We start from the raw sequence: 21615 nt of genomic DNA, 5'->3' as shown, positions 1-21615 counted from the left end.
AGCACTCTCCTGGCGCGGTGTCACCGGTGCACGATGGCCGGGTGACAGACGACACCTTCCGCGGCGATCAGCCCACTCCCAGCAGCCAGCCCGTCCGCGGCGGCGGCGCGCCCAGCGCGTCCGCGGCAGGCGAGGGCCCCACCCACCGCCGTGAGCCGATGGGCCTGCGGGACGCCTTGGCCACCTTTGAGACGGTATGGAGCCCGCGCATCGTCACCCAGGTCAATGACTACGACGTGCGGGTTGCCAAGATGAAGGGCGACTACATCTGGCACCTGCATACCGACACCGATGAGTTCTTCATGCTCATCGACGGCGAGCTCAGCATCGGCCTGCGCGATGGTGAGCCGAAGGTGCCAGGAGGACCGCCGGGGGAGCGCGTGGTCACGCTCGCGCCGGGCTCGGTGTTCGTCGTGCCGCGAGGAGTTGAGCACCGGCCGTCATCAGTGGCCGGGGCCTCGGTCCTGCTCTTCGAACCCACGGGCACGCTGACCGTCGGAGACCAGCACGAGCCGGTCCCCGAGCACGTGGACGCCACCACGGGACACGCCCTCACCTCACCCACGCCGCACGTCCCGTAACGGCCTGGCCACCGCCGTTCAGCCCTACGCGCTCGCGCGGGCCGGGGCGGCCCGACCCTGGCCCCGCGTGAAGCGACGTGGGCCCGCAGGAGGGCGGTGCCACCCGCGGGCCTGCGATGCTCAGGGACGGCAATGCCCAAGGGGTGCGGTGCTCAGGAGGGCGGCGCCAAGGGATGAAGGCATTCACGCGGACGCGGTGGGGGAGTCCTCGTCCCCGGGGCGGGTGGTGAGCGCGGGACGTCGTGGCCTGTCGTCCATCACCTGATCGCACAGGGCGGCACAGGTGCGGTTGATCAGCCGCGAGACATGCATCTGCGAGATGCCGAGTTGCTCGGCGATCCTGCTTTGGGTCATGTCGCAAAAGAAGCGCAGATACAGGATGTGACGCTCCCGCTCGGGTAGCCGGCTGAGCTGAGGTCTGACCGCCTCTCGGTCGATCACCTGGTCAAAGCCGGGCTCCTGGTCGGCGAGGGTGTCGATGAGGGAGTAGCCGTCCTCGGTGCCGGACAGCTCGGCGTCCAGCGACAGCGCCGTATAGCTGTCTAGGGCCTGCATGCCAAGGCGGACGTCGTCGGCGCTGAGCCCGGTGTGCTCGGCGATCTCGGCCACTGCCGGAATGCGGTCCTCCAGGGTGGGCGACAACTCCCGGCACGCGGCCCGTACCTGGTTGCGCAGCTCCTGTACGCGGCGCGGTACGTGCACTTCCCACATGTGGTCGCGGAAGTGGCGCTTGACCTCGCCGACGACGGTCGGCACCGCGAAACTCTCGAACGCGATCCCTCGCGTCGGGTCGTACCTGATGACCGCCTTCACCAGCCCAAGGGCCGCCACTTGCCGCAGGTCCTCCAGGGCTTCGCCGCGGTTGCGGAACTGTCGGGCGAGCCGGTCGGCCATCGGAATCCAGGCCGAGACGATACGAGCGCGCAGGGCGTCCTTTTCCGGCCCGTCCTCCAAAATGGAAAGCTTGCGGAAGTCGGCGGCGGTGTCGGGCGCGTCGTCGTGCGGATGTTTGGTGGGGCGTTTGGCGTGTACTCGTGCAGTCGTCATGGGACAGCTCCCGGAACGGCGGACGATTCTCCACGGAGCGCACACGCCAGCCCGACACGGGGTGGGGGCAGACGCGACCGCCCCCGTGGTGCGTGCCTGTGGTCCGAAGCACGGTGCTCGTTGCCCTTCGGCCCTGGGCGCCGCGCCGTTGGTGGGTAGTGCGGTGTGCCAATGAATCGGACCAAACGGGCACTTCCCACCGTAACTACTTCCGCCCCAGCACGCATCAGACGGAATCGGCAGCCTTGCGTGTCGGGCCACCTGGTCTAGGGAGAGCCACGGGGGCGGGGGTTGCCGCGCGCCCTGTGAAGGGGACGGGAGGTTTGCCGCGCGCCCTTTGAGCGCGCGGCTCGGCGGGGGCTCGGGTGCGTACTCCTCGGATCTGCTGGCTACCTGAATCCGCTGGCTAGGTGGCGAGGTGCTGTCTCGTGGGGTAGGGCTCAGGCCGAGCCGAGGGCTCAGGCCACGCCCCGGGGCCGGAACTGCACGCTGATGCGCGGTCCCGTCGCCCGCCTCGACTTCGAGATGGCGTGGTCCCAGGTGCGCTGGCAACTGCCGCCCATGACGATGAGGTCGCCGTGTCCAAGGGGCCACCGCAGCGTTGGGCCGCCGCCGTCGCGGGGGCGCAGCAGGAGTGGGCGCGGCTGGCCGACGGAGACGATCGCGACCATCGTGTTCTGCGTTGCGCCCCGACCGATCCGATCGCCGTGCCAGGCGACGCTGTCTCGACCGTCTCGGTAGAAGCACAGCCCGGCGGACACGAAGGGCTCACCCAGCTCCGCCGCGTAGTGCGCGCTCAACCGGTCTCGGGCCGCGTCGAGCACGGGGTGCGGAAGCGGGTTCCCCGCGCGGTAGGAGGCCAGCAGCCGCGGAACGTCCACCGTGCGCTCGTACATTTGCCGCCGCTCCGCGTGCCAGGGCACCGCGTGCGCCAGGTGTGCGAACAGGGCATCGGCACCGGTGAGCCAGCCGGGTAGCACATCGATCCACGCGCCGTGTGCCAGCGGGGTGCGGCGTACGGCCGTCAGCGGGCGCAGCCCGGCCTCCTCCGCCGCCGCGTCGAACAGTGAACCTTGCAGGGAAGCCGCCATGCTTGCCAGCATACGTTTTAATAGAACATGTGCGCGATTTGGGTATCGCGTGATAGCCGTCGATACCAGAATTTTCCGGGAACACACCAGTCGCCCCGCCGTCGCATCGATGTCAGCATGGGCTCATGGGTCGTTCCCGGTTTTCGTCGGCCTCCGCCGCTACCGGCCGACGCCGGCACCGCCGTAACCGCCCCGGCTCGCGTTCGCGTTCGCTCCTGAGCGTGCGCAGCATCGCGGGCCAGATCTTTGTCTTGCAGCTGCTGATCGTGCTGCTGGTCGTGGCGACCGGGGTGACGGCTCTGGTGCTCCAGACCCGGCGGGATGACGAGCGCGAGGCACGCCACCGCGCACTGGCCGTCGCCGAGTCCTTCGCGCACGCGCCCGGCATTCTCGACGCCCTGCGCTCATCGGACCCAACAGCCGTCCTCCAGCCGCGCGCCGAAGGCGCCAGGGTGGGCGCCGACGTGGACTTCGTGGTCGTCATGCGCACCGATGGGACCCGCTACACCCACCCCAGGCCCAACCGCATCGGCAAGAAGTTCGTCGGCGAGATCGGGCCCGCCCGGCGCGGCGAGCGAAGCACCGAGACCGTGCAGGGCACCATCGGCCGCGTCGTCCAGTCGGTGGTGCCCGTCACCGACGCAGATGGCAGGGTGGTGGGCCTGGTCGCCGCCGGCCTGCGGACCAGTCGGGTGAGCAAGTCGCTCAACGACGAACTGCCGATCCTGCTGGGTGGTGGTGCGGCGGGACTGGCCCTGGCGTGGGGCGGAAGCGCACTCGCCAGTCGCCGACTGCGCCGCCTCACACACGGCCTTGACCCGGCCAAGATGACCCGGATGTACGAGCACCACGACGCGGTACTGCACGCGGTCCGTGAGGGCGTGCTCATCGTCAGCGGCGACCGCCGGCTGCTGCTCGCCAACGACGAGGCGCGCCGACTGCTGGCGCTGCCCGACGACGCGGAAGGCCGCCATGTCGCCGACCTCGGCTTGGACGTCCCGCTGACTGAGGTGCTCGTCTCAGGCCGGGTCACCACCGATGAGGTGGTCAGCTCGGGTGACCGGCTGCTCGCAGTGAACCACCGGTCCACCGAACGGCACGGCGGGCCGCCCGGCACCGTTGCGACCCTGCGCGACACGACCGAACTGCACACCGTCACCGGTCGGGCCGAGACCGCCAGCAAGCGGCTACGGCTGCTCTACGACGCCGGCATGGAGATCGGCACGACCTTGGATGTGCGGCGTACCGCAGAGGAACTGGCGCAGGTCACGGTGGACAGGCTCGCCGACTTCACCAGCGTCGATCTGGCCGAGACGGTGGTACTCGGCGAGGAGCCGCCGGCGGGCGGCGCCATCCAGATGCGCCGCACGGCCCTGACCGGCATCCGCGACGACCATCCCCTGTACCCCGTGGACGAGATCATCGACTTCGCTGCCTCCACGCCCCAAGTACAGGGCGTCGATGACCGGCGCGCCGTGCTGGCGGCACGGCTATGCGAGGTGCAGGGTTGGCGAGCCCAGGACCCCGAGCGCGCCCAGCGCATCCTCGACTACGGAGTGCACTCGCTGATCGCCGTCCCGCTGCGGGCCCGTGGCGGCATCCTGGGCGTTGTGAACTTCTGGCGCTCGGTGAAGCCAGAGCCCTTCGACGAGGACGATGTGGCGCTCGCCGAGGAACTGGTCGCCCACGCCGCCGTCTGCCTGGACAACGCCCGCCGCTACACCCGCGAGCACGCCATGGCCGTCACCCTCCAGCAGAGCCTGCTGCCGCGCGGGCTGCCCGATCAGAGCGCGCTGGACGTGGCGTACCGCTATCTGCTGGCCCGCGCGGGGGTCGGCGGCGACTGGTTCGACGTCATTCCGCTGCCCGGGGCTCGCGTCGCGCTCGTGGTCGGCGACGTCGTCGGGCACGGCCTGCACGCGGCGGCCACCATGGGCAGGCTGCGGACCGCGGTACACAACTTCTCCTCGCTCGACCTGCCGCCCGACGAACTCCTCAGCTACCTGGACGAACTCGTCAGCAGCATCGACCAGGACGAGACCACCGCGAGCGAGGCCGCCACCGTCACCGGCGCGACTTGCTTGTACGCCATCTACGACCCGGTCGAACGCCGCTGTGTCGTGGCCCGCGCCGGTCATCCGCCACCGGTCATCGCGCACCCGGACGGCTCGGTGGAGGTCCTCGACCTACCGGCCGGGCTGCCACTGGGCGTCACCGGCCTGCCGTTCGAGGCAGCCGAGATACAGGTGCCGGAGGGTAGCCGTCTCGTGTTGTACACGGACGGGCTCATCAACGACGGCGTCCGCGACGTGGACGCCGGCCTTGAGTTGCTGACCGAGGCGCTACGCGGCCCCGATCGCACCCCGGAGGAGACCTGCCAGGTGATCCTCGACGCGCTCTTGCACGACCGCCCTGACGACGATGTCGCCCTGCTCGTGGCCCGTACCCGCTCCGTGCCGCCGGACCGCATCGCCGACTGGGAGGTCCCCGCGGACCCCGCGGCGGTCGCCGACGTACGGGGCAAGGTCACTCGCACGCTGTCCGCATGGGGCCTGGACGAGGAAGCCTTCACCACGGAGTTGATCCTCAGCGAGCTGATCACCAACGCCATCCGCTACACCTCCGGCCCGATCAGGGTCCGGCTCATCCGCGACAACGGCCTCATCTGCGAGGTCGCCGACTCCAGCAGCACCGCCCCACACCTGCGCTACGCCGCCACCACCGACGAGGGCGGACGCGGTCTGTTTCTGGTCGCCCAGTTCGCCGAGCGCTGGGGCACGCGCTACACGCCCACCGGCAAGGTCATCTGGACCGAGCAGGCGGTGCCGGGATCGGCGGTACGCGAGGACGCGTAGCCCCCGCAGGTCGCCGTCCTCCCCACCGGCAGCGGGTCGGGTCGGTGGTTACATCGCGCTGTGGCGCGTTTCCTCCAGGTAGCCGCGCACCAGGGCGTCGGCGCGTTGGAAGAAGTCTCTGAGTACGGCGATCTCATCGGGGGAGTAGTCGGCGTACAACTCGGCGAGGCGCCCGTAGAACGGCTCGTAGACCGCGTAAACGCGGGTGAGCGCGGCTGGTTCCGCGACGATGCGCACCCGTCGGCGGTCCTCGGGGTCGGGCTGGCGCAGCACGAAGCCCGCGCGTTCGAGCCGGTTGAGGATGCCCGTCACCGCGCCGGTGGTCACATGGGCCCGCTCGGCGAGGTCCCCCGCGGTCAGTGGCTCCACGCCCGCCTCCAGGACGTACCCGAAGCAGGTCAGATCGGTGGAGTTGAGGCCGAGGCGGCGTGCGATCTCCTGCTGGCCGATATGGCTGCCGCCGACGAAGTGGTCCATGGCCCGCTGTGCCTCCTGCGCCGTCGCCGCAGGGCGCTTGCCTTCCACCTAAAGTCTCCTTAGTATCTAAGATACTTAGTTCGTGAGCTAAACCATTCCTGTTCAGTGGACATTACCCGCGCCTCACCGCGCAGCCCGAAGGGGAAACACATGAGCGCACACGCTCAGTGGGACGAGGGGCACACCATCGCCGGCTGGACGGGCTGCGTGCTCGCCGTCACCGGCTCGGCCGTCGCCGGGGTCGGCGTTGCGATCTGGCGTCCGATGGGCGTTTGGCTGGGCGTTGGCGTCATGGTGGCGGCTGCGCTGCTGACCTGGGTGCTGCACCTGGCGGGTTGGGGCAAGCCGGGTGGGGTGCGGCCCCGCGGCCAATGGGGGATGCGAACGCGGGACCTGTCGGCGCGTCAGGGGCACCCGGGCTGCCTCGGCTGCCGGCTGGCCGGGCGGCAGCCGAAGCCGGCAGCCGCCGCCTTCCGTGCGGGCCCCGCTGGCCGCACTGGTCCCGCTGGCCCCGCTGGTTGTATCGGCGGCAACGAGATCCCCGTTGACGTGCACGGCGAGCACGCGCCTGCCGTTACGGTGCCGGCTCAGGCACCCGCCCCCATACGAACTGGGTGAACCCGGCCACTCGCTGCCCCACCTCGCACAGGCCCCGCTCCCGCAGCGCGTCGGTGAGCTCGGTACGCCCGAACAGCCACATGCCGGAGGTGCGGCGAAGCAGTTGGCGCAGCGCCGGGCTGCCGCCGGCAGGCTGACACGTGGTGAAGATGACCAGACGCCCGCCCGGCGCCATCACACGCACCATCTGATCGAGCGCCGCCATGGGGTCCGCGAACATATTCAGTGCGGCGAAGCAGCACACCGCGTCACAGCAGCCGGCGCGCAGCGGCAGCGCCGTGGCATCGGCCCGCAGATAGGCCACGTTCGACTCGTCGGTCTCTTGCACGGCCTTGTCCAGCATGCTCGTTGAGGCATCGAACCCCAGCACCAGGCCGCTGTCGCCCACGACCCGCGCCAGGCCGCGGCTGAAGTTGCCGGGACCGCAGGCCATGTCGAGCACCGTATGCCCCTGCGTCAGGGCAAGTTGCTCGCGTACGATGCGGTGCTCATCGGCCATGCTCGGCCCGGCTGGGCCGCCCTTGGCCACCCAACTCCACAGCGGACGCCACCACCGCTCGTAGACCACGGGCACGGCCCGGGTGGACATCAGCGCCTGGGCCACGCCGCTGGGCGGCGAGCCGTGAGCGCCTATGAGGTCGAGATAGCCGCGCGTGGTGTCCGGCGGCGTGCTGGGCGGCTCATCGAACAGGGCCAAGGCCCGCTCCAGGGCGGGAGGCAGACGCCCGCTCATGCGCAGCCCGCCCGATGGCGGCGCAACCCGGGGACCTCGGTGCGGGCAGCCGCTGCGCCCGCGCGGCGCGATGGCTCAGGCATCGTGCGGGTACCAGCGCAGTTCTACGGTGTTGCCGTCCGGGTCGCTCACGTACAGCGACTGGGCCACGCCGCGGGCGCCGAAGCGCTCGCCGGGACCGTCCAGGACCGTGAATTGGCCCGAGTCGATGACCTGCTGCCAATCGAGCGGCTCGACGGTCAGGCAGATGTGATCGACGTTGGTGCCACGCGCAGTACCTTCCTGGCGCCGCACGAGGTCGATGATGGTCGTCGGGCTCACCCGCACCGAGGGGAAGGGCACCTCGCCGGCGCGCCACTCCGCCACGCGCACGGGGTCCAGGCCCAGCGGTCCGCAGTAGAAGGCGAGCGAGCGCTCAACGTCGTCAACAGTGAGCACGAGATGGTCGAAGGCGGTCACGCGCATGGGGTGCTCCAGGGCAGAGTCGAACGGAGGGGCGCCAAAGGGTGTCAGGAGTGTGCTCGGACGGACATAGCCTGCTTCGCCCGATGTGCTCAGTCCACCGCATTGTGCCGCCCCCTGCGTTCGTGTCTCACGGCGCCCCACCTGGGCAGCACCGTTCGCAGCTCGATCGGGCACGGTGGTGCCCGCTGCCACCTTTTGGTCTAGACCTTGACAGGTTCAGGGCGATCGGGTTTGGTTCCCTCACCCCCAGGAGCCACCGGACCCCCGCTGGCTGCGCGAAGGAGAGAGTCACTTGAGACAGCGCTTGCTCGCCCTGCTCACCGCGGTGGCCTCGGCCATCACACTCGCCCTCTTCCTGCCCGGACCCTCCGCTTCCGCCGCGACGACGTGCGCCGCAGGTTGGAGCAACTCCGCCGTCTACACGGGCGGGAAAACCGTTTCGTACAACGGTCATAACTGGTTGGCGAAGTGGTGGACCCAAAACGAGAAGCCCGGCTCGACCCAGGTGTGGACCGACCAGGGCACGTGTGGCGGCGATGGTGAAACGAAGGGCTTCGTGGTCAGCGAGGCCCAGTTCAACCAGATGTTCCCGAACCGGAACCCCTTCTACACCTACCGCGGGCTGACCGACGCGCTCAGCGCGTACCCGGCCTTCGCGAACACCGGAAGTGAGACGGTCAAGCGTCAGGAGGCCGCGGCGTTCCTCGCCAACGTCAGCCATGAGACCGGCGGCCTGGTGCACATCGTCGAGCAGAACCAGGCCAACTACCCGCACTACTGCGACCGGACGCAGCCCTACGGCTGCCCCGCCGGGCAGGACGCGTACTACGGACGCGGCCCCATCCAGCTCAGTTGGAACTTCAACTACAAGGCGGCGGGCGATGCGCTCGGCATCGATCTGCTGCGCAACCCATCGCTCGTGCAGAACGATGCGGCCGTGGCCTGGAAGACCGCCCTGTGGTACTGGAACACCCAGTCCGGCCCCGGCACGATGACCCCGCACAACGCCATGGTCAACGGTGCGGGCTTCGGTGAGACCATCCGTTCCATCAACGGCAGCTTGGAGTGCAACGGCGGAAACCCGAACCAGGTGCAGAGCCGGATCAACAACTACCAGCGCTTCGTGCAGGTCCTGGGCACCACGCCCGGCTCGAACTTGAGCTGCTGACGCACCTGCCACCCCCGACACCTGAGCCCCGGCCGCTGCGGTACGCCGCCCCGGCCGGGGCCTTGTGTCGGCCGGCGCCGAGTGGCACACAGTGGCGCCGCACCGGCGCACGTCCTCCCAGGCTGGCGCCGGGTCTGCGACCACAGGACTAGGCCCCCCGCCCGATCCCGCCGTCATAGCGCGCGGCTACCGTCCCGGTCATGACGACAACCGAACCCGCACGCCCCCCAGAGCAGCGCAAGCAGGACACCATGAAACTGCTCCGCGCGGAGCAGGATGCCTGGGTCGCTACCGCATCGCCGGATGGTCAGCCGTGCCTGGTGCCGCTCTCCTTCGTCTGGGAGAGCGAGTCGTTGCTGATGTGCACCAAGCGCACCACGCCCACGGCACGCAACCTCGCCTCCGGTACGAGCGTCATCGTGACGCTCGGCCACACCCGGGACGTCGTGCTGATCGAGGGCACGGGCCAACTCATCGACGCCGCCCGGCTGCCGGCCGCGGCGGCCGACGCCTTCGCGGCCAAGCTGGTCTGGGACCCCAGGCAGCAGACCGAGTGGATATACATGCGGATCACGCCGCGGGTCATCAAGGCATGGCGGGAGGAGAACGAGCTGGCTGGGCGCGTACTCATGCGCGACGGCGCGTGGACGGCTCGTCGGTGAGGCCGGTGACGCGCAGGGTGATGTTCAGCCGTCCCCGGGCCAGGCCGTCAGCCGGGTCGGCGGTGCCGGGATACACCTTCGGTACGCCGTGGTACGCGAAGCGGGACGGGCCGCCAAAGACGAACAGGTCGCCCGAGCACAACTCGACGTCCGTATACGGACGGGTACGCGTCTCGGTATTGCCGAACCGAAAGACGCAGGTGTCGCCGAGGCTGAGCGAGACGACGGGGGCGCTGGAACGTTCGTCCTTGTCCTGGTGCATGCCCATCGTGGCGACCGCGTCATAGAAGTTGATCAACGCCGTGTCGGGGGTGTATGCCTCCCCGGCGCTCGGGTCCTGGTACGCGTCGGCCACCGCACGCCGCCCCAGCCCCACCAGCCACTGCGGAAGCGGTGCGACCCGCTGGCCGTTGACGTCGTCCGCCGTGCGCGTGTAGATGTACGGCTTCCAATGCCAGCCCAGACAGACAGTTTGCGCCGACATCGTCCCGCCCCGGGGCAACCGGGTGTGCCGCATGGGTACCGGGCCCACCGCCCACTGCCGACAGGCCGTGACCAGCGAACGCTGCGCGCCGGGTGCCAGCCAGCCCGGTACGTGCACGGCGCCGGGAGCGAGGGTGGTGTGAGGACGCGGGAGCAGGGCGTTCATGAGCGGGTCTTTGCCCAGGACGTGGGCAGCGGGAGCGGGTCCGCTGACGGGGATGGCGACCGGGGCGAGAGGAGGGTGATCCCGCCGCGGCTGATCTCCCAGTGCCCGCCCTGCGAGGTGACGCCGCGCAGCCCTTCCACGGTCTGCGCACCGGCCAACTCCACCATGTCCGCAGTGCCCAGAGAAGCGAAGGCGTAGGTGTGCGCCGGGGACCAGTCGGTGCTCAGCCGCAGCCGGCGCGCCATCCGCGCCCATCCCGCCGGGGCGCCGCACACCACCCAGGCATCAGGTGCCCCGGCAGCGAACCGCCGCGCTTGCCGCAGCCACGACGCCGCTTGTTCGGGCCAGTCCACGACGGCCAGTACCGTGTGCTCATCGATGGCGGCGTCGATGTTGTCGGCTGCTTCCCGCGCTGCGCCCGCGCTGTCCTCCGTACGCCCGAAGGCGTTGTCGGCGCGCCATGCGGCGGCGAACGCCCTGGCCGCCGCGCGTGCAGCGGAGTTCCGGGCGTGGCCGATGCTGACGGACCGAACACGAGGCCGCTGGTCATGCAACAAGGCGATGAGGGCCCGGAGTTCGAGCTCGGTGTGTGGGCCCTGCTGCGCGACGACCGGGTCTTCACCTCCGCCCCGCCAGTCGCGCAAGCGGCTTGACTTCGTCATGGAGACTCCTTCGATGTCACTGGCTCAGTTATCTCTTCGGGCTCATGCGGCCGGGCCGCGCCGGCGTGCGCCTTCCACCGTGCGTACTGCTGCGGCAGACACACGGCACACGGCCGGTACCCAGCCGCCCGCGCGGTCACCTCATCGGCGAAGAAGACACGTTGCGACCGGTACTCGCCCCGGTCGAGTGCCCGCAGCGCGCTGGGGCAGTCGAGCCGCCCGTACAGCCGGCCCGCGCGGTGACCGCCGAGCGTGCCTGGCAGGACGCTTGCGTACGGCCGCCTATCGCGGCCGAGCAAGGTGTACCGCCGACGCGCCGCGGCCGGCTGGGACCCTGCCGCCCCGGACCGCGCGGGCTTGGGCTCCGCAACCCGGGACCGCGCTGCCTTGGACCCCGCCGCCCGGGGCCCCGCGGCGTCTTCGGTCGGCTCAGCCGCTGCCCGCGCGGCGCTTTCAGCCAAGGCGCGCCGGGAGCGCGCCCTCGTGCACGAGCAGCGTCTCCTTGCGGTCGAGGCCGCCCGCGTAGCCGGTCAGCGAGCCGTTGGCGCCGATGACGCGATGGCATGGGCGCAGGATCAGCAGCGGGTTGGCGCCGATGGCCGTGCCGACCGAGCGGACGGCCGAGCGCGGGGCGCCGATGTGCTCGGCGATCTTGCCGTAGGTCGTCGTGGTGCCGTGGGGGATGGTCTCCAGGGCCTGCCACACTCGCCGCTGGAAGTCCGAGCCGCCGACCGTGTAGGGGAGGTCGAAGTTGGTCAGGGCGCCGGCGAAGTACGCCTTTACCTGCTCTGCCGCCTCAGCGAGCGCCGCCCGGTCCGCGCGCCACTGCGGCCCGATCGTGGGCGCGTTGCGCTGGCCCGGCATGGACAGTGAGGTCACCGTGGTACCGCTGCTGGCCGCCGGGTCCTCATCGCCCGTCATCAGCAGCTCCCCCAGGGGGCTGTCGATGGTGGTGTAGACCGTCATCGGCCTGTCCTTCCGTTGTCTTCCTCAAGCTGTACGGGTACCAGCCTGCGCCACGTCAGCCGGGTCGTCTGGCGGGTTTCGGACGTGACGCTGAGCGGGCTGTGACGCTGAGCCGGCCGGGCCAGGGTGGCTGTGCACCGGCCGCGCACCTGGCCCCCCGGCACCATAACCGGCTGCCCGACCCGGCCTTGCCCGGCCTTGCCCGGCCTTGTTCGGCCTGGACCGGTCTTGCTCGGCCTTGTCTGGCCTTGCTGGTCTTGTCTGGCCTTGCCTTACCGGAGGCTCGCCCGCCGTGTCAGTGCCCCATGCGCAGCCCCGCCGCCCCCGCTCCGCGCTCCAGCACGGCATCGCGTATCTCGGCACGTGCCCGCGCGTAGTCCGCATGGTGCGGGTCGTCCGCCAGGGCCTTGCCGAGGTCTACGAGCCGTAGCCGCGGGTCGTTCTCCATGACGTACGGAATGAACTCGGCCTTTCGCACCGACCACGGCGCGCCGGGCCTGGTCGGCGGGGCGAAGGTGAAGCGGGCTGCGGAGCCCTGCTGGCCGCGGTGGTCATCCATGCGCCCGGCGATCTGATCGCCAAGACCGTAGACCACCCAGGTGCCGTTGACCTTCTCGTAGGCCTGCGGCACATGATTATGGGTGCCGATGATCAGGTCGATATCGCGCCGGCCAGCGCGCTCGGAGCGGGTGAGTTGGCGGGCGAGCGCGAGTTGCTGCTCGTCGGGGGCCTGCTGCCACTCGGTGCCCCAGTGCAGACTGACCGTGACCACGTCGGCTCCCGCATCGCGGGCCGCACGGGCATCGGCGATGACGCGCTCGGGGTCGATCGTGTTCACCAACCAGGGGCGGTCCTTGGGCACCGGAATGCCATTGGTGCCGTAGGTGTAAGCGAGTTGAGCCACGGTCGCCCCGCCCGCTTGTAGCAGCGTCGGGCGAGCACGCTCTCGTGCGGTGCGGGCGGAGCCGGCGTGTTTGAGCCCCACCGCGTCCATGGCGTCGAGCGTGCGGGAGACCCCCTCGGGGCCGGCGTCCAGGCTGTGGTTGGAGGCGGTAGAGCACGCGTCGTAGCCCATGGCGCGTACCGCCTTGGCTATCTGCGGTGGGGTGTGAAAGAGCGGGTAGCCGGCGTACGGGCCGCCCCGCGGGCCGTACACCGTCTCCATGTGGCAGATCGCCAGATCGGCCTCGGAGACCAGCGGTGCGGCGGCGGCGAGCATCGGGCCGAAGTCGTAGCCGGAACCGCCTGCATCGGCGCGCGCCTGCCGAATGATCGAGTCGTGCACCAGCAGGTCGCCCGTGGCGACCAGGCTGAAGCCCCCCGTGCCTGCCTTGGGCACGGCTGCCTTGACATCGCGTTCCGCCCGCCGTGCGCCGTCTGCCGCACGGTTCCCATCCTGCTGGTCGGTGCACCCCGCCAGCGTGCCCAGCACGGCTGCGGCGATCACCGCCGCTCCATGGCGTGCCCATCTCATCACCGGTTCGCTCCTCATCTGCGCGATGCGCATCCCAAAGAAACTTCCATATCGGATGTTTCTGTTGTTATGAGGATTTACCCGGCGAAGGAGGCGCGCCATGGGAGTCGCCTGAAGGGGGGCGGTGGTACGGCCAACCGGCCCGACTGTTGCGCCATGGCGGCGGAGTCCCGGCATCCGCGGTGGACAAGCAACCAAAAGGTTGCCTATGGTGGACGTGGGGGTGCCCGTGGACGAGGTATTCAAGGCGCTTGCCGACGCAAGCCGCAGGCGGTTGCTCGACCGGCTCAACGAGCGCAACGGCCAAAGCCTGCGTGAACTGAGTGAAGACCTGGAGATGAGCCGTCAGGCCGTGAGCAAGCACCTGGCGGTGTTGGAGGCTGCCCGTCTGGTCAGCACCGTCCGACACGGCAGGGAGAAGCTGCACTACCTCAATCCGGTGCCGATCCGCGAACTAGCAGACCGCTGGATCGGCCAGTACGAACACGGACGGCTTACGGCGTTGTCCCAATTGAAGCGAACCCTGGAGGAACGAACGATGAGCAAGCCCGCATACGTTTACGTCATTTACATCCAAAGCACTCCGCAGGAGATCTACCGGGCGCTCACCGATCCCGAGTTCGTCGCTGTCTACATGGAGGGCACAGGGCCGCGCTCCGACTGGCAGGTCGGGTCCCCGGTGGAGTGGAAGATGGACCCGAACGGCGCATACAAGGACTACGGCCAACGCGTCCTGGAGGCGGAGCCCGGCAAGCGACTGGCCTACACCTGGCACCCGCTCCAGGAGGAGCACCGCGAGATGGTGGGCATCACATCCGACGAGGAGTTCGCCGAGGCCACCAAGGAGCGCTCCCAGGTCACCTTCACCATCGAACCGGCGGAGGAGCCTTCGGCGGGCACCAAGTTGACCATCGTCCATGACGGTTTCGACAGCCCGGACAGCAAGATGCTGCAATCCGTCTCCTTCGGCTGGACGCTCATCCTGTCCGGGATGAAGACCCTCCTGGAGGACGGCAAGCGGCTGGCCCCCGCGCACCGCGCGTAACGTCCGCAGGCCGCGGCTCCGGGGGCCAGGGTGGCAGCCGGAGCCGCGGCCGAGCGCGTGCTGGCCCGCACACCTGGGGGCGGTGAGCGCACTGCGAGGCGGGCCGGTGCAGTGCGTCGGCTACGCGACAGGGCCCCCTGCCGCCGCCGCGCGGCTGCGCAGGTCCTCGGCCTGCCGGGCGAGGCCGAGCCGCTCGTAGAGCGCCAACGCTTCGCGCCAGTGCGGCGCGGCGGCACTCGCGCCGTGCTCCGTGTGGACGATCTCGGCGATGGCACCCAACGTATGCGCTTCCTCGTATGGCCTGTCCAGCTCCCTGGCCAAGTCGAGAGCCGCCCGGTAGGTGCGCAGCGCGGTGGCGTACTCACCGTGCGCCCGCTGGGCGACGCCGGTCGCGGTCAACACTCGCTGCTGTTGGTGCCGGTCGCCGATGAGGCGGGCGATCTGGTCCGCCAGCTCCAGATAGACCCGGGCTTCGCCGTACTGCCCGTCCGCCTGGTACGTAATGCCCAGGTTGACCAGCGAATCCGTCTGGCCGGAGGCGTCGTGGATGTCTCGGTAGGTCTCCAGCGCGAGTTGAAAGTACGTGAGCGCCTGCGGGAACTCCTTGGCCTCCCGGCACAGATTGCCGAGGTTGTTGTACAAGATCGCCAGCTCTTGCCGTCCCCCCACGCGGCGGACCAGGGTCAGGGAACGCTCGTAGTACTCCCGGGCCTCCGCATGCCGCAGTTGAAGGCTGTAGACCTCGCCGATGTTGTTGAGCGCTTTGATTTGCCCATGCGCGTTTTCGGCGTCCTCGTGAAGCGCGAGCATGGTGTGGAACTGGCCCGCGGCGTCTTGGAGTCGTCCTAGGTGAGCGAGGACGATGCCCTGATGGTTCAGCGTCTCAGCCTCCCCGTCGCGGTTGCCCACGGAGCGGTGCAGCGGCAGCGCGGCGCGGAACCTGCGCAACGCCTCCGCAAGCCGCCCCGAGACCAGATCAACGATCCCCATCTGGTCCAGCGCTTCCCCCTGTAGCCGATGGTCCTTCGCGGCCTCGCCACCGGCCAGCGACTCCCGCGCGCAGGCCATCGCCTCCTCATGGGCCCCCTGGGGCCGCAGCAGGGCGGCACGTTCGACGAGTAACCGGGGAACGGTCACCGGGTCGCCATGCCCCCGGGCGAGGCGCAGCGCCACCGCGTTCAGCTCCGCGGCGGCCTCCCACATGCCCCAAATGTGCACCGCCCGGTCCAGCACATGGGGGAAGGCCATGGCTGCCGTTGGGTGGAGCTCGGTCGCTAGCCGGGCCGCCGCAAGCAGGTTGCCCCGGTTGAGGTCGAGCCACGCGGCGGCGGCGTCCGCGTCCTGCGGCGCGTTCCGCGGCTCCGGGAGTGGCGTGCTGAGCGGTAGGCGGCGGCGCTGCGGATGGGCGAGCCGGTCCGCGTGGTCGGCGACCGACAGATAGTGCTCTACTACGCTGCGCGCCGCACGGTGTCGCACCTCCTCTGCGTCCTCGCGCTCACCGGTGCGCAGCGCGAAGTCCCGTACGACGTCGTGTAGCCGATACCGGCCCATGACGGGTTCTTCGAGCAGGTGCGCGTCGAGCAGCGCGTCCAGCCCCGCACGGACCTGGGCCGGCTCCCCGGCGGCGAGCGCGCACGCCGCGGGGAGCGTGAGGTCGGGCCCCGGGTGCAGCGCCAGGTGCCGGAACAGCCGTTGGTGGGCCGTGCCCAGTCCGGCGTAAGAGAGATCGAACGCGGAGGCGATGCCGGGTGGCGCGTCGATCTCGGCCAGCGGCCGGGCCGACTGCGTGAGTTGGTCGGCCAGATCATGTACGCCCCACGACTCCCGGTGCCGGAAGCGGTTGGCCGCCAGCCGGATGGCCAGTGGATGACGCCCACACAGGGCGACGACCTGCCGTACCGCCGCGGTGTCGGACACCCGGTCGGCGCCCGCGATGCGGGTGAACATGGCCGTCGCCTCCACCGTGTCGGGCACCTCCAGGCACACCGACCACGCCCCTTGCAGGTCCGCGAGCCGATGGCGGCTGGTGACGAAGACCCGACAGGTGCGGGCCCCCGGCAGCAGCGGGACCACCTGCTCGGTGCTCCGCGCGTCGTCAAGCAGCAGCAGTGCACGGCTGTGCGCCATCCGCTCCCGCCACAGGGCCGCCCTGCGGTCCAGCGAGGCGGGGAGGTCCTCGGTAGGCACGCCCACCGAAAGGAGCAGCGCGGCGAGGGCATCCTTCGGATCGACCGGCGGCTGCTCATGGTGGGCACGCAGCGACACGTAGAACCTGCCGCCAGGAAAGTGCTCGGCGAGCAGATGCGCCGCGTGCGTGGCCAGGGCCGTCTTACCGACACCACCCATGCCGTGGATGACAGTGAGCGACATGGCGGTCGCCCCCGGCTCCGGATGCGCCAGCAACTTGCCCAACTCATGGCCGCGCCCGGTGAAATCCCCAATGTCACGCGGCAGGCTGTCCGGCGGCGCAGCCGCGGCCGGTGGGGGAGCGGAGACCGGACCGCGCAACTTCGGGTCGCGGCGCAGCATCCGATGGTGCAACTCGGCCAGTTCCGGGCTCAGGTCACATCCCAGTTCCTCCGCCACGTGGCGCCGTATGTCGCGATACACGCCAAGTGCCGCACCGTACCGACCGCACCGGTACAGCGCGAGCATCAGTTGGCGTGCATACGGTTCGGCGCCCGGATCGTGCGCGATCAGTTCGTACAGCTCGCCCACTAGATCCGCGTGCCGCCCCAGGTCCAGCTCCAAAGCGATGCGCTGCTCCCGCGCCCGGCGCAGGTCCTCCGTCAACCGTCTGCGGGTAGCCGAAGCCCAACTGCCGCTGAACTCCATCAGCGGCTCCGCCCGCCACAGCACCTCGGCCGACCGCAGCAGCGTGACCGCGCGATGCTGATCGGTGGCTGCCGCCGCCCGGGCCTGCCGCGACAGCGACTGAAATCGGTGCAGGTCGATGGAGTGCGGATCGGCGACCCGCAGGGCGTAGCTGCGCGCCGTGAACTCCACGTGGGCCCGGTCGCCAACGGCGGCCCGCAACTGGTTGCGCAGCCGCGACACGCAACTTTGCAAGGTCGCGGAGCCGCTCGCAGGCGGGCGCTCTTCCCACACCCGGCGCAGCAGCGTATCGACGGGGACGGACGCGCCTCCCGCACAGAGCAGGACCGCGAGCAGACGGCGCTCCTTACCGGAGCCCACCTGGTACTGCCTGCCGTCCACCCACAATTCCAACGGGCCCAGTACCCGGAACTCCACCAGCGGCCCCCTTGCGCCGGTTGTGCCCCATCTCGCTGACTGACCATCGACTACTGTGCCACGGCGGCTTCAACGAGCGTAGGGAGTGGTGAGCCGGCGCCGGAGGCACGAGGGGCGCTCAGTCGCGCGCACGGAGCACGGCGTGCGAACGGACGCCTGGCACCGTACGTGCGCGCCTGGTGACCGTTTGTTCGATGCCCGCCCTGGGCAGCCGTGATGAGGGGGAGCCGCTCCGCGCCCCTTGTTCCCGTCCCTAGGGGACCGCTTTCAAGAGCCTTGGGGGATGGCGTGGGGGGAGACGGTCGCCGGCCATCGGATGGGTCACGGCCCGGTGACGCGCACAACGCCGTGTCCGGACGGGTGTACGGGCCAAGCATCCAGGCGGGAGCCATCCACGGCAACATCCACATCAGTACGCCCGGCGCCCACCGGCTGCCGCCGAGGCAACTCCCGCCAGACCCGCGGCACTTCACCAACCGATCCCGCTTGCTGGCGCGGCTTGACGGGCTGCTGGGCTCCGGCACCCGGGCCTTCGCACTGCTGAGCGGACCCGCGGGCGTCGGCAAGACCTCGCTCGCGGTGCATTGGCTGCACCGGTGCAGCGACCAGTTTCCAGACGGACAGCTCTACGTGGACCTGCGCGGTCACGAGGCGGGCGATCCAGTGGCCCCCAGCGTGGTTTTGCCGTGGTTCCTGCGCGCACTCGGAGTGGAGCCCGAGCGGGTGCCGGCCGAACTCCCGGAGCAGGCGGCATTGTTCCGGACCGTCACCGCCGACCGGCGGATCGCCGTGCTGTGCGACAACGCCGTCTCCGCGGCACAGATCCGCCCGCTCGCGCCCGCGGGTCCGGCCGGCGCCTGCGTGGTGACCAGCCGCTGGCGGTTGGCTTCACTGCTTTTGGACGGCGCCGATGTGCTGCACGTCGAGCCGCTGGACACCGCGTCGGCCGTCGAACTGCTCGGCAAAGTTGCCGGCCGCGACCGGGTGGCCGACGACGCCGCGGCACAGCGACTCGTGCACTCATGCGGCCACTTCCCACTCGCCATCTGCGTGGGGGCCGCGCTGCTGACGACCAGGCCGGATTGGAACGTCGCATCGGCCGCGGACGGACTCGCCGCCCTGCGGTCCGGCAGACCCGACGAGGAGGTTTCCATGACCGCCAGCCTCGACCAGTCCTATGCCCTGCTACCAGGCCACGCCGCGCGCCTGTATCGGCGGCTCGGCCTGCACCCGACGCCCGGATTCGGCACGGGCGCAGCCCAGGCAGTCGCGGCCACGCCCCCCACCGTGAACGACGTGCCGCGATGCCTGGCGGCCCTGGTAGAGGCCAACTTGCTGACGACCCCGGCCGCGGGCAGGTACGCCTTCCACGACCTGATCCAGCAACACGCGCGCACCCGCGCTGAACTGGACGAGACCCCGAGCGCCTGCCGGGAGACCGTCGCCCGGGTGGCCGACGACTATCTATCCCGGGCCAACGAGGCCGACCGATTGCTGCATCCGAAGCGGCGACGGCCACCGGCGGCATACGCGTGCCCGCCCCCCGCACCTGTCGCGTTCGACACTGCGACCGCCGCGCTGAGCTGGCTCGACACGGAACGTCACAACCTGCTCGCTATCCAGCGCATGGCCGCGGAGCAGGGCATGCACCAGGCGAACTGGCAACTGGCCGAAGCGCTGTGGGCGCTGTTCGTCATGATGCGCTACCACCACGACTGGATCGACTCGTACCGGCTGGGTGTTGCCGGGGCCATCGCCTGCGGTCACCAGCTTGGCCAGGCACGGCTGCGTTCCGGGCTCGGGGTCGCCTACCGGGAGGCCGGCCGGCACGAGGACGCGCTGCGCGAGTTCGCGTTGGCGGGCGATATTCGCCGGAAGATCGGCGACCGGCGGGGTGAGGGCCTGGTGCTGCGAAATATCGCCCTCACCTACCGCTTCGCCGGTGACCTGGGGCGGGCTCAGCAGGTGCTACGCGAGGCGCTCGCCATTCACGCCGAAATCGGAGACACCCACGCCGAGGCCAGAGAGTATGCGGCGCTCGGCGAGGCGGAGAGCCTGGCCGGAAAGCACGAGGCGGCTATCGACCACCTGACCCGGGCTCGCGCCGCCCTCCTCGCAGCCGGGGACGCCTATCACGCGGCCTTGGCCCAGCGGTTCCTGGGCGAGGCGCACTGGCGACGCGGCGACCTTCCCGCGGCCCGCGCACACCTGGAGTCGGCCCTGATGGAGCACGACGCGCTAGGCGGTGACGTGTTCGAATCGGGCACTCTCCACGAACGTCTCGGCGAGTTGGCCGAGGAGGAGGGCGACGCCACGTCGGCGCGCACCAGCTTCGTACGTGCCGGCGTCGTGTACGGCAGGCTCGGTGCCGACTCCGCTGCTCACCGTGTCGCTCGGCGCCACGAGGGCCTGGACCCGCACCCGGCGCCGGGCGGTGGTCCACACCCGAGCGCGCCGGGCGGCGGGCCCCCGCCCAACCTGTCGGAAACGGGGTAACAGCGGCAACGGCTCGATGGGCTTCGGCGGTTGACCGGTGGCGACGACTTGGGCCTACGGGCCGGGCGGGCGCCCCGCCGATGGCGCATCCTCGTGATGCCACCGGTCGCCGGCGGTTCAGCGCCAGGTACCGAGCGTGGTCCGCAGCGGATAGACGTGCCGCAGCGCCGCGAGCTCGGCACCGGTGAGGAACCCCTCGGCCGCCGACTCCGCGCCGACTTTCCAGCCGGCGAAGAGCACGGCCGACTTCAGCGCCTCTACCGGCTCGCCCGACGCCAGCCAGCCGTGCAGGAACGAGGCGAACAGTGCGTCCCCCGCGCCGTCCGTGCTGCGCACTGGGCGCGGACGTACCGCCTCGATCTCCACCAGCCTGCCGTCCCGCAGACCCATGGCACATCCCCGGTCGCCCCGCCCCACGGCGGCTATCTGGCAGCCGGGGTACCGCCTCAGCACCTCGGCGATCCACTCCCCTGGCGAGCGCGACAAACGCTCATGGCTGCGGAAGAGTACGTCGGCACACTCCAACCAGGGCCGCTGCCCCACCTGGTCCACATCGAGGGCGGTATGCAGATCGGTCGCGATGGGCAGACTCAAGAGCTCCTTGGCCACCGGAAGGAACGGCTCCCCGAACGCGCCGCCGCAGATCACCGCCAGATCCGCCCCCACGGCCCGTTCGATGAACCGTTCCATCGGATAGTCGCGGGGCCCACTCGCCCACCCATTGCGGGCCGCCCGTCCATCGGGCTCGATCAAAATCACCGTCTTGGCCGATTCCGGCACAGTGACCACCCCCGGGCCGTTCAGAGCGGAACGCCGCAGCGCGGCTCTGATCACCTCGCCGGCGTCATCTGCCCCAACCAGCGTGCACAGCCGAGGCGTGTCACCCAGGCGCAGCAGTGCACCGGCGATGTTGTACGCCCCGCCCACCACCGCACACCTCATCCAGGATGGAGTGCGGTAAGCGTCGAACTGGAGGGGGAAGCCGTCCACCGGCACCGTCATGGACAGTCTGGTCATCCCTGCGATCACGATATTTGCCACGTTATGCCCCCGAGGCCGTTTGCCACATGTCGGGCCTGGGTGCCGAACGCCTCGCGCGCCCGGCCACTGGCCCACCCGTTGCCATCAGCGTGGGGCAGGGGGCTGCGCGGAATGCTTGCAGAACGCTTGCGGACGACTGGCACACGTGACGGGACGACCGCGGGCCCCTCGTCCGCATGGGGCGGGGGAGCCCGAGACTATCGTTTGACGCCGGAGGTGCGGGAGGGGATTGCCGCGAACTGGCCGCAGAATCAGATCATGAACCGCAGAATCTCTACGAACACGGGTATTCCGGACATCATTATTCCCAGCACGGTCGCGCTTCTCCTCAAG

Annotated in this window: 18 protein-coding genes and 1 pseudogene; 7 read left to right on the top strand and 12 right to left on the bottom strand. The window is 70.2% G+C overall.

Features of this window, described 5'->3' with window-relative positions; all coding sequences use genetic code 11:
* The first annotated feature begins 158 nt into the window (after positions 1-158).
* Entirely contained in the window at positions 159-581 is a 423-nt protein-coding gene (locus FHS42_RS19810; protein WP_184574022.1) for a cupin domain-containing protein, read from the top strand.
* A 183-nt stretch (positions 582-764) separates the two neighbouring features.
* Here FHS42_RS19810 and FHS42_RS19805 read toward each other — a convergent pair whose 3' ends face one another.
* Both FHS42_RS19805 and FHS42_RS19800 read right to left on the bottom strand, forming a co-directional pair.
* Positions 765-1628, bottom strand: coding sequence for a SigB/SigF/SigG family RNA polymerase sigma factor (locus FHS42_RS19805; protein ID WP_184573728.1), 864 nt, complete (start codon positions 1626-1628; stop codon positions 765-767).
* Positions 1629-2086: 458 nt separating this feature from the next.
* Entirely contained in the window at positions 2087-2719 is a 633-nt protein-coding gene (locus FHS42_RS19800; RefSeq protein WP_184573726.1) for an alpha-ketoglutarate-dependent dioxygenase AlkB, read from the bottom strand.
* Positions 2720-2844: 125 nt separating this feature from the next.
* Between FHS42_RS19800 and FHS42_RS19795 the strand changes: the two genes are divergently transcribed.
* Positions 2845-5574: a SpoIIE family protein phosphatase gene (locus tag FHS42_RS19795; RefSeq protein WP_184573724.1), complete on the top strand. Its 2730-nt coding sequence runs from the start codon at positions 2845-2847 to the stop codon at positions 5572-5574.
* A 48-nt stretch (positions 5575-5622) separates the two neighbouring features.
* On the opposite strand, the gene FHS42_RS19790 is transcribed toward FHS42_RS19795, so the two are convergent.
* Complete coding sequence (locus tag FHS42_RS19790; protein WP_184574021.1) at positions 5623-6051, bottom strand: MarR family winged helix-turn-helix transcriptional regulator; 429 nt, start codon at positions 6049-6051, stop codon at positions 5623-5625.
* Positions 6052-6201: 150 nt separating this feature from the next.
* On the opposite strand from FHS42_RS19790, the pseudogene FHS42_RS19785 reads away from it, so the two are divergent.
* Positions 6202-6555: pseudogene (locus FHS42_RS19785) on the top strand (HGxxPAAW family protein); the annotation flags it as partial.
* 70 nt (positions 6556-6625) lie between these two features.
* On the opposite strand, the gene FHS42_RS19780 reads toward FHS42_RS19785, so the two are convergent.
* The gene (locus FHS42_RS19780; RefSeq protein WP_184573722.1) at positions 6626-7402 is read right to left on the bottom strand and encodes a class I SAM-dependent methyltransferase; all 777 of its coding nucleotides are present in this window, start codon (positions 7400-7402) and stop codon (positions 6626-6628) included.
* Between the two features lie 75 nt (positions 7403-7477).
* Complete coding sequence (locus tag FHS42_RS19775; RefSeq protein ID WP_184573720.1) at positions 7478-7867, bottom strand: VOC family protein; 390 nt, start codon at positions 7865-7867, stop codon at positions 7478-7480.
* Between the two features lie 292 nt (positions 7868-8159).
* On the opposite strand from FHS42_RS19775, the gene FHS42_RS19770 reads away from it, so the two are divergent.
* Complete coding sequence (locus FHS42_RS19770) at positions 8160-9035, top strand: glycoside hydrolase family 19 protein (protein ID WP_184573718.1); 876 nt, start codon at positions 8160-8162, stop codon at positions 9033-9035.
* 200 nt (positions 9036-9235) lie between these two features.
* Complete coding sequence (locus FHS42_RS19765) at positions 9236-9697, top strand: pyridoxamine 5'-phosphate oxidase family protein (RefSeq protein ID WP_184573716.1); 462 nt, start codon at positions 9236-9238, stop codon at positions 9695-9697.
* On the opposite strand, the gene FHS42_RS19760 is transcribed toward FHS42_RS19765, so the two are convergent.
* The 5 genes from FHS42_RS19760 to FHS42_RS19740 form a co-directional block, all read right to left on the bottom strand.
* Positions 9663-10346, bottom strand: a complete 684-nt coding sequence (locus tag FHS42_RS19760) for an alpha-ketoglutarate-dependent dioxygenase AlkB family protein (protein WP_184573714.1) — start codon at positions 10344-10346, stop codon at positions 9663-9665. The genes FHS42_RS19765 and FHS42_RS19760 overlap by 35 nt on opposite strands.
* Positions 10343-11008 carry a hypothetical protein gene (locus FHS42_RS19755; protein ID WP_184573712.1) on the bottom strand — a complete coding sequence of 222 codons (666 nt, stop codon included), beginning with the start codon at positions 11006-11008 and terminating at the stop codon, positions 10343-10345. Before FHS42_RS19755 ends, FHS42_RS19760 begins: the two co-directional genes overlap by 4 nt.
* Positions 11005-11307, bottom strand: coding sequence for an Ada metal-binding domain-containing protein (locus FHS42_RS19750; protein ID WP_184574020.1), 303 nt, complete (start codon positions 11305-11307; stop codon positions 11005-11007). The genes FHS42_RS19755 and FHS42_RS19750 overlap by 4 nt, the downstream gene beginning before the upstream one ends.
* Positions 11308-11461: 154 nt before the next feature.
* The gene (locus FHS42_RS19745; RefSeq protein ID WP_184573710.1) at positions 11462-11974 is read right to left on the bottom strand and encodes a methylated-DNA--[protein]-cysteine S-methyltransferase; all 513 of its coding nucleotides are present in this window, start codon (positions 11972-11974) and stop codon (positions 11462-11464) included.
* A gap of 295 nt (positions 11975-12269) precedes the next feature.
* A complete protein-coding gene (locus FHS42_RS19740; protein ID WP_184573708.1) occupies positions 12270-13448 on the bottom strand; it encodes a CapA family protein in 1179 nt (392 codons plus the stop codon).
* 229 nt (positions 13449-13677) lie between these two features.
* Between FHS42_RS19740 and FHS42_RS19735 the strand changes: the two genes are divergently transcribed.
* Complete coding sequence (locus tag FHS42_RS19735; protein WP_184574018.1) at positions 13678-14493, top strand: ArsR/SmtB family transcription factor; 816 nt, start codon at positions 13678-13680, stop codon at positions 14491-14493.
* Positions 14494-14613: 120 nt separating this feature from the next.
* On the opposite strand, the gene FHS42_RS19730 is transcribed toward FHS42_RS19735, so the two are convergent.
* Complete coding sequence (locus FHS42_RS19730; RefSeq protein ID WP_184573706.1) at positions 14614-17745, bottom strand: AfsR/SARP family transcriptional regulator; 3132 nt, start codon at positions 17743-17745, stop codon at positions 14614-14616.
* A gap of 348 nt (positions 17746-18093) precedes the next feature.
* Here FHS42_RS19730 and FHS42_RS38685 point away from each other — a divergent pair, with 348 nt between their 5' ends.
* The gene (locus FHS42_RS38685) at positions 18094-20241 is read left to right on the top strand and encodes a tetratricopeptide repeat protein (protein ID WP_184573704.1); all 2148 of its coding nucleotides are present in this window, start codon (positions 18094-18096) and stop codon (positions 20239-20241) included.
* A gap of 117 nt (positions 20242-20358) precedes the next feature.
* Here the strand turns inward: FHS42_RS38685 and FHS42_RS19720 are convergent, their stop codons facing one another.
* Positions 20359-21258 (bottom strand): carbohydrate kinase family protein, encoded by a 900-nt coding sequence (locus tag FHS42_RS19720; protein WP_184573702.1) that lies wholly within the window; start codon positions 21256-21258, stop codon positions 20359-20361.
* Between the last annotated feature and the right edge of the window lie 357 nt (positions 21259-21615).

The sequence above is a fragment of the Streptomyces zagrosensis genome, from assembly GCF_014203645.1.
Taxonomy (GTDB): domain Bacteria; phylum Actinomycetota; class Actinomycetes; order Streptomycetales; family Streptomycetaceae; genus Streptomyces; species Streptomyces zagrosensis.
This window is presented reverse-complemented; position numbering and strand designations above follow the sequence as displayed.

Bases quoted from the DNA above. Each gene is read 5' to 3' on its own strand.
- FHS42_RS19805 (WP_184573728.1), bottom strand. From the start codon at position 1,628: ATGACGACTGCACGAGTACACGCCAAACGCCCCACCAAACATCCGCAC.
- FHS42_RS19795 (WP_184573724.1), top strand. From the start codon at position 2,845: ATGGGTCGTTCCCGGTTTTCGTCGGCCTCCGCCGCTACCGGCCGACGC.
- FHS42_RS19765 (WP_184573716.1), top strand. From the start codon at position 9,236: ATGACGACAACCGAACCCGCACGCCCCCCAGAGCAGCGCAAGCAGGAC.
- FHS42_RS19775 (WP_184573720.1), bottom strand. From the start codon at position 7,867: ATGCGCGTGACCGCCTTCGACCATCTCGTGCTCACTGTTGACGACGTT.
- FHS42_RS19810 (WP_184574022.1), top strand. From the start codon at position 159: ATGGGCCTGCGGGACGCCTTGGCCACCTTTGAGACGGTATGGAGCCCG.
- FHS42_RS19755 (WP_184573712.1), bottom strand. From the start codon at position 11,008: ATGACGAAGTCAAGCCGCTTGCGCGACTGGCGGGGCGGAGGTGAAGAC.
- FHS42_RS19745 (WP_184573710.1), bottom strand. From the start codon at position 11,974: ATGACGGTCTACACCACCATCGACAGCCCCCTGGGGGAGCTGCTGATG.
- FHS42_RS19790 (WP_184574021.1), bottom strand. From the start codon at position 6,051: ATGGACCACTTCGTCGGCGGCAGCCATATCGGCCAGCAGGAGATCGCA.
- FHS42_RS19780 (WP_184573722.1), bottom strand. From the start codon at position 7,402: ATGAGCGGGCGTCTGCCTCCCGCCCTGGAGCGGGCCTTGGCCCTGTTC.
- FHS42_RS19760 (WP_184573714.1), bottom strand. From the start codon at position 10,346: ATGAACGCCCTGCTCCCGCGTCCTCACACCACCCTCGCTCCCGGCGCC.
- FHS42_RS19800 (WP_184573726.1), bottom strand. From the start codon at position 2,719: ATGGCGGCTTCCCTGCAAGGTTCACTGTTCGACGCGGCGGCGGAGGAG.
- FHS42_RS19740 (WP_184573708.1), bottom strand. From the start codon at position 13,448: ATGAGATGGGCACGCCATGGAGCGGCGGTGATCGCCGCAGCCGTGCTG.
- FHS42_RS19720 (WP_184573702.1), bottom strand. From the start codon at position 21,258: ATGACCAGACTGTCCATGACGGTGCCGGTGGACGGCTTCCCCCTCCAG.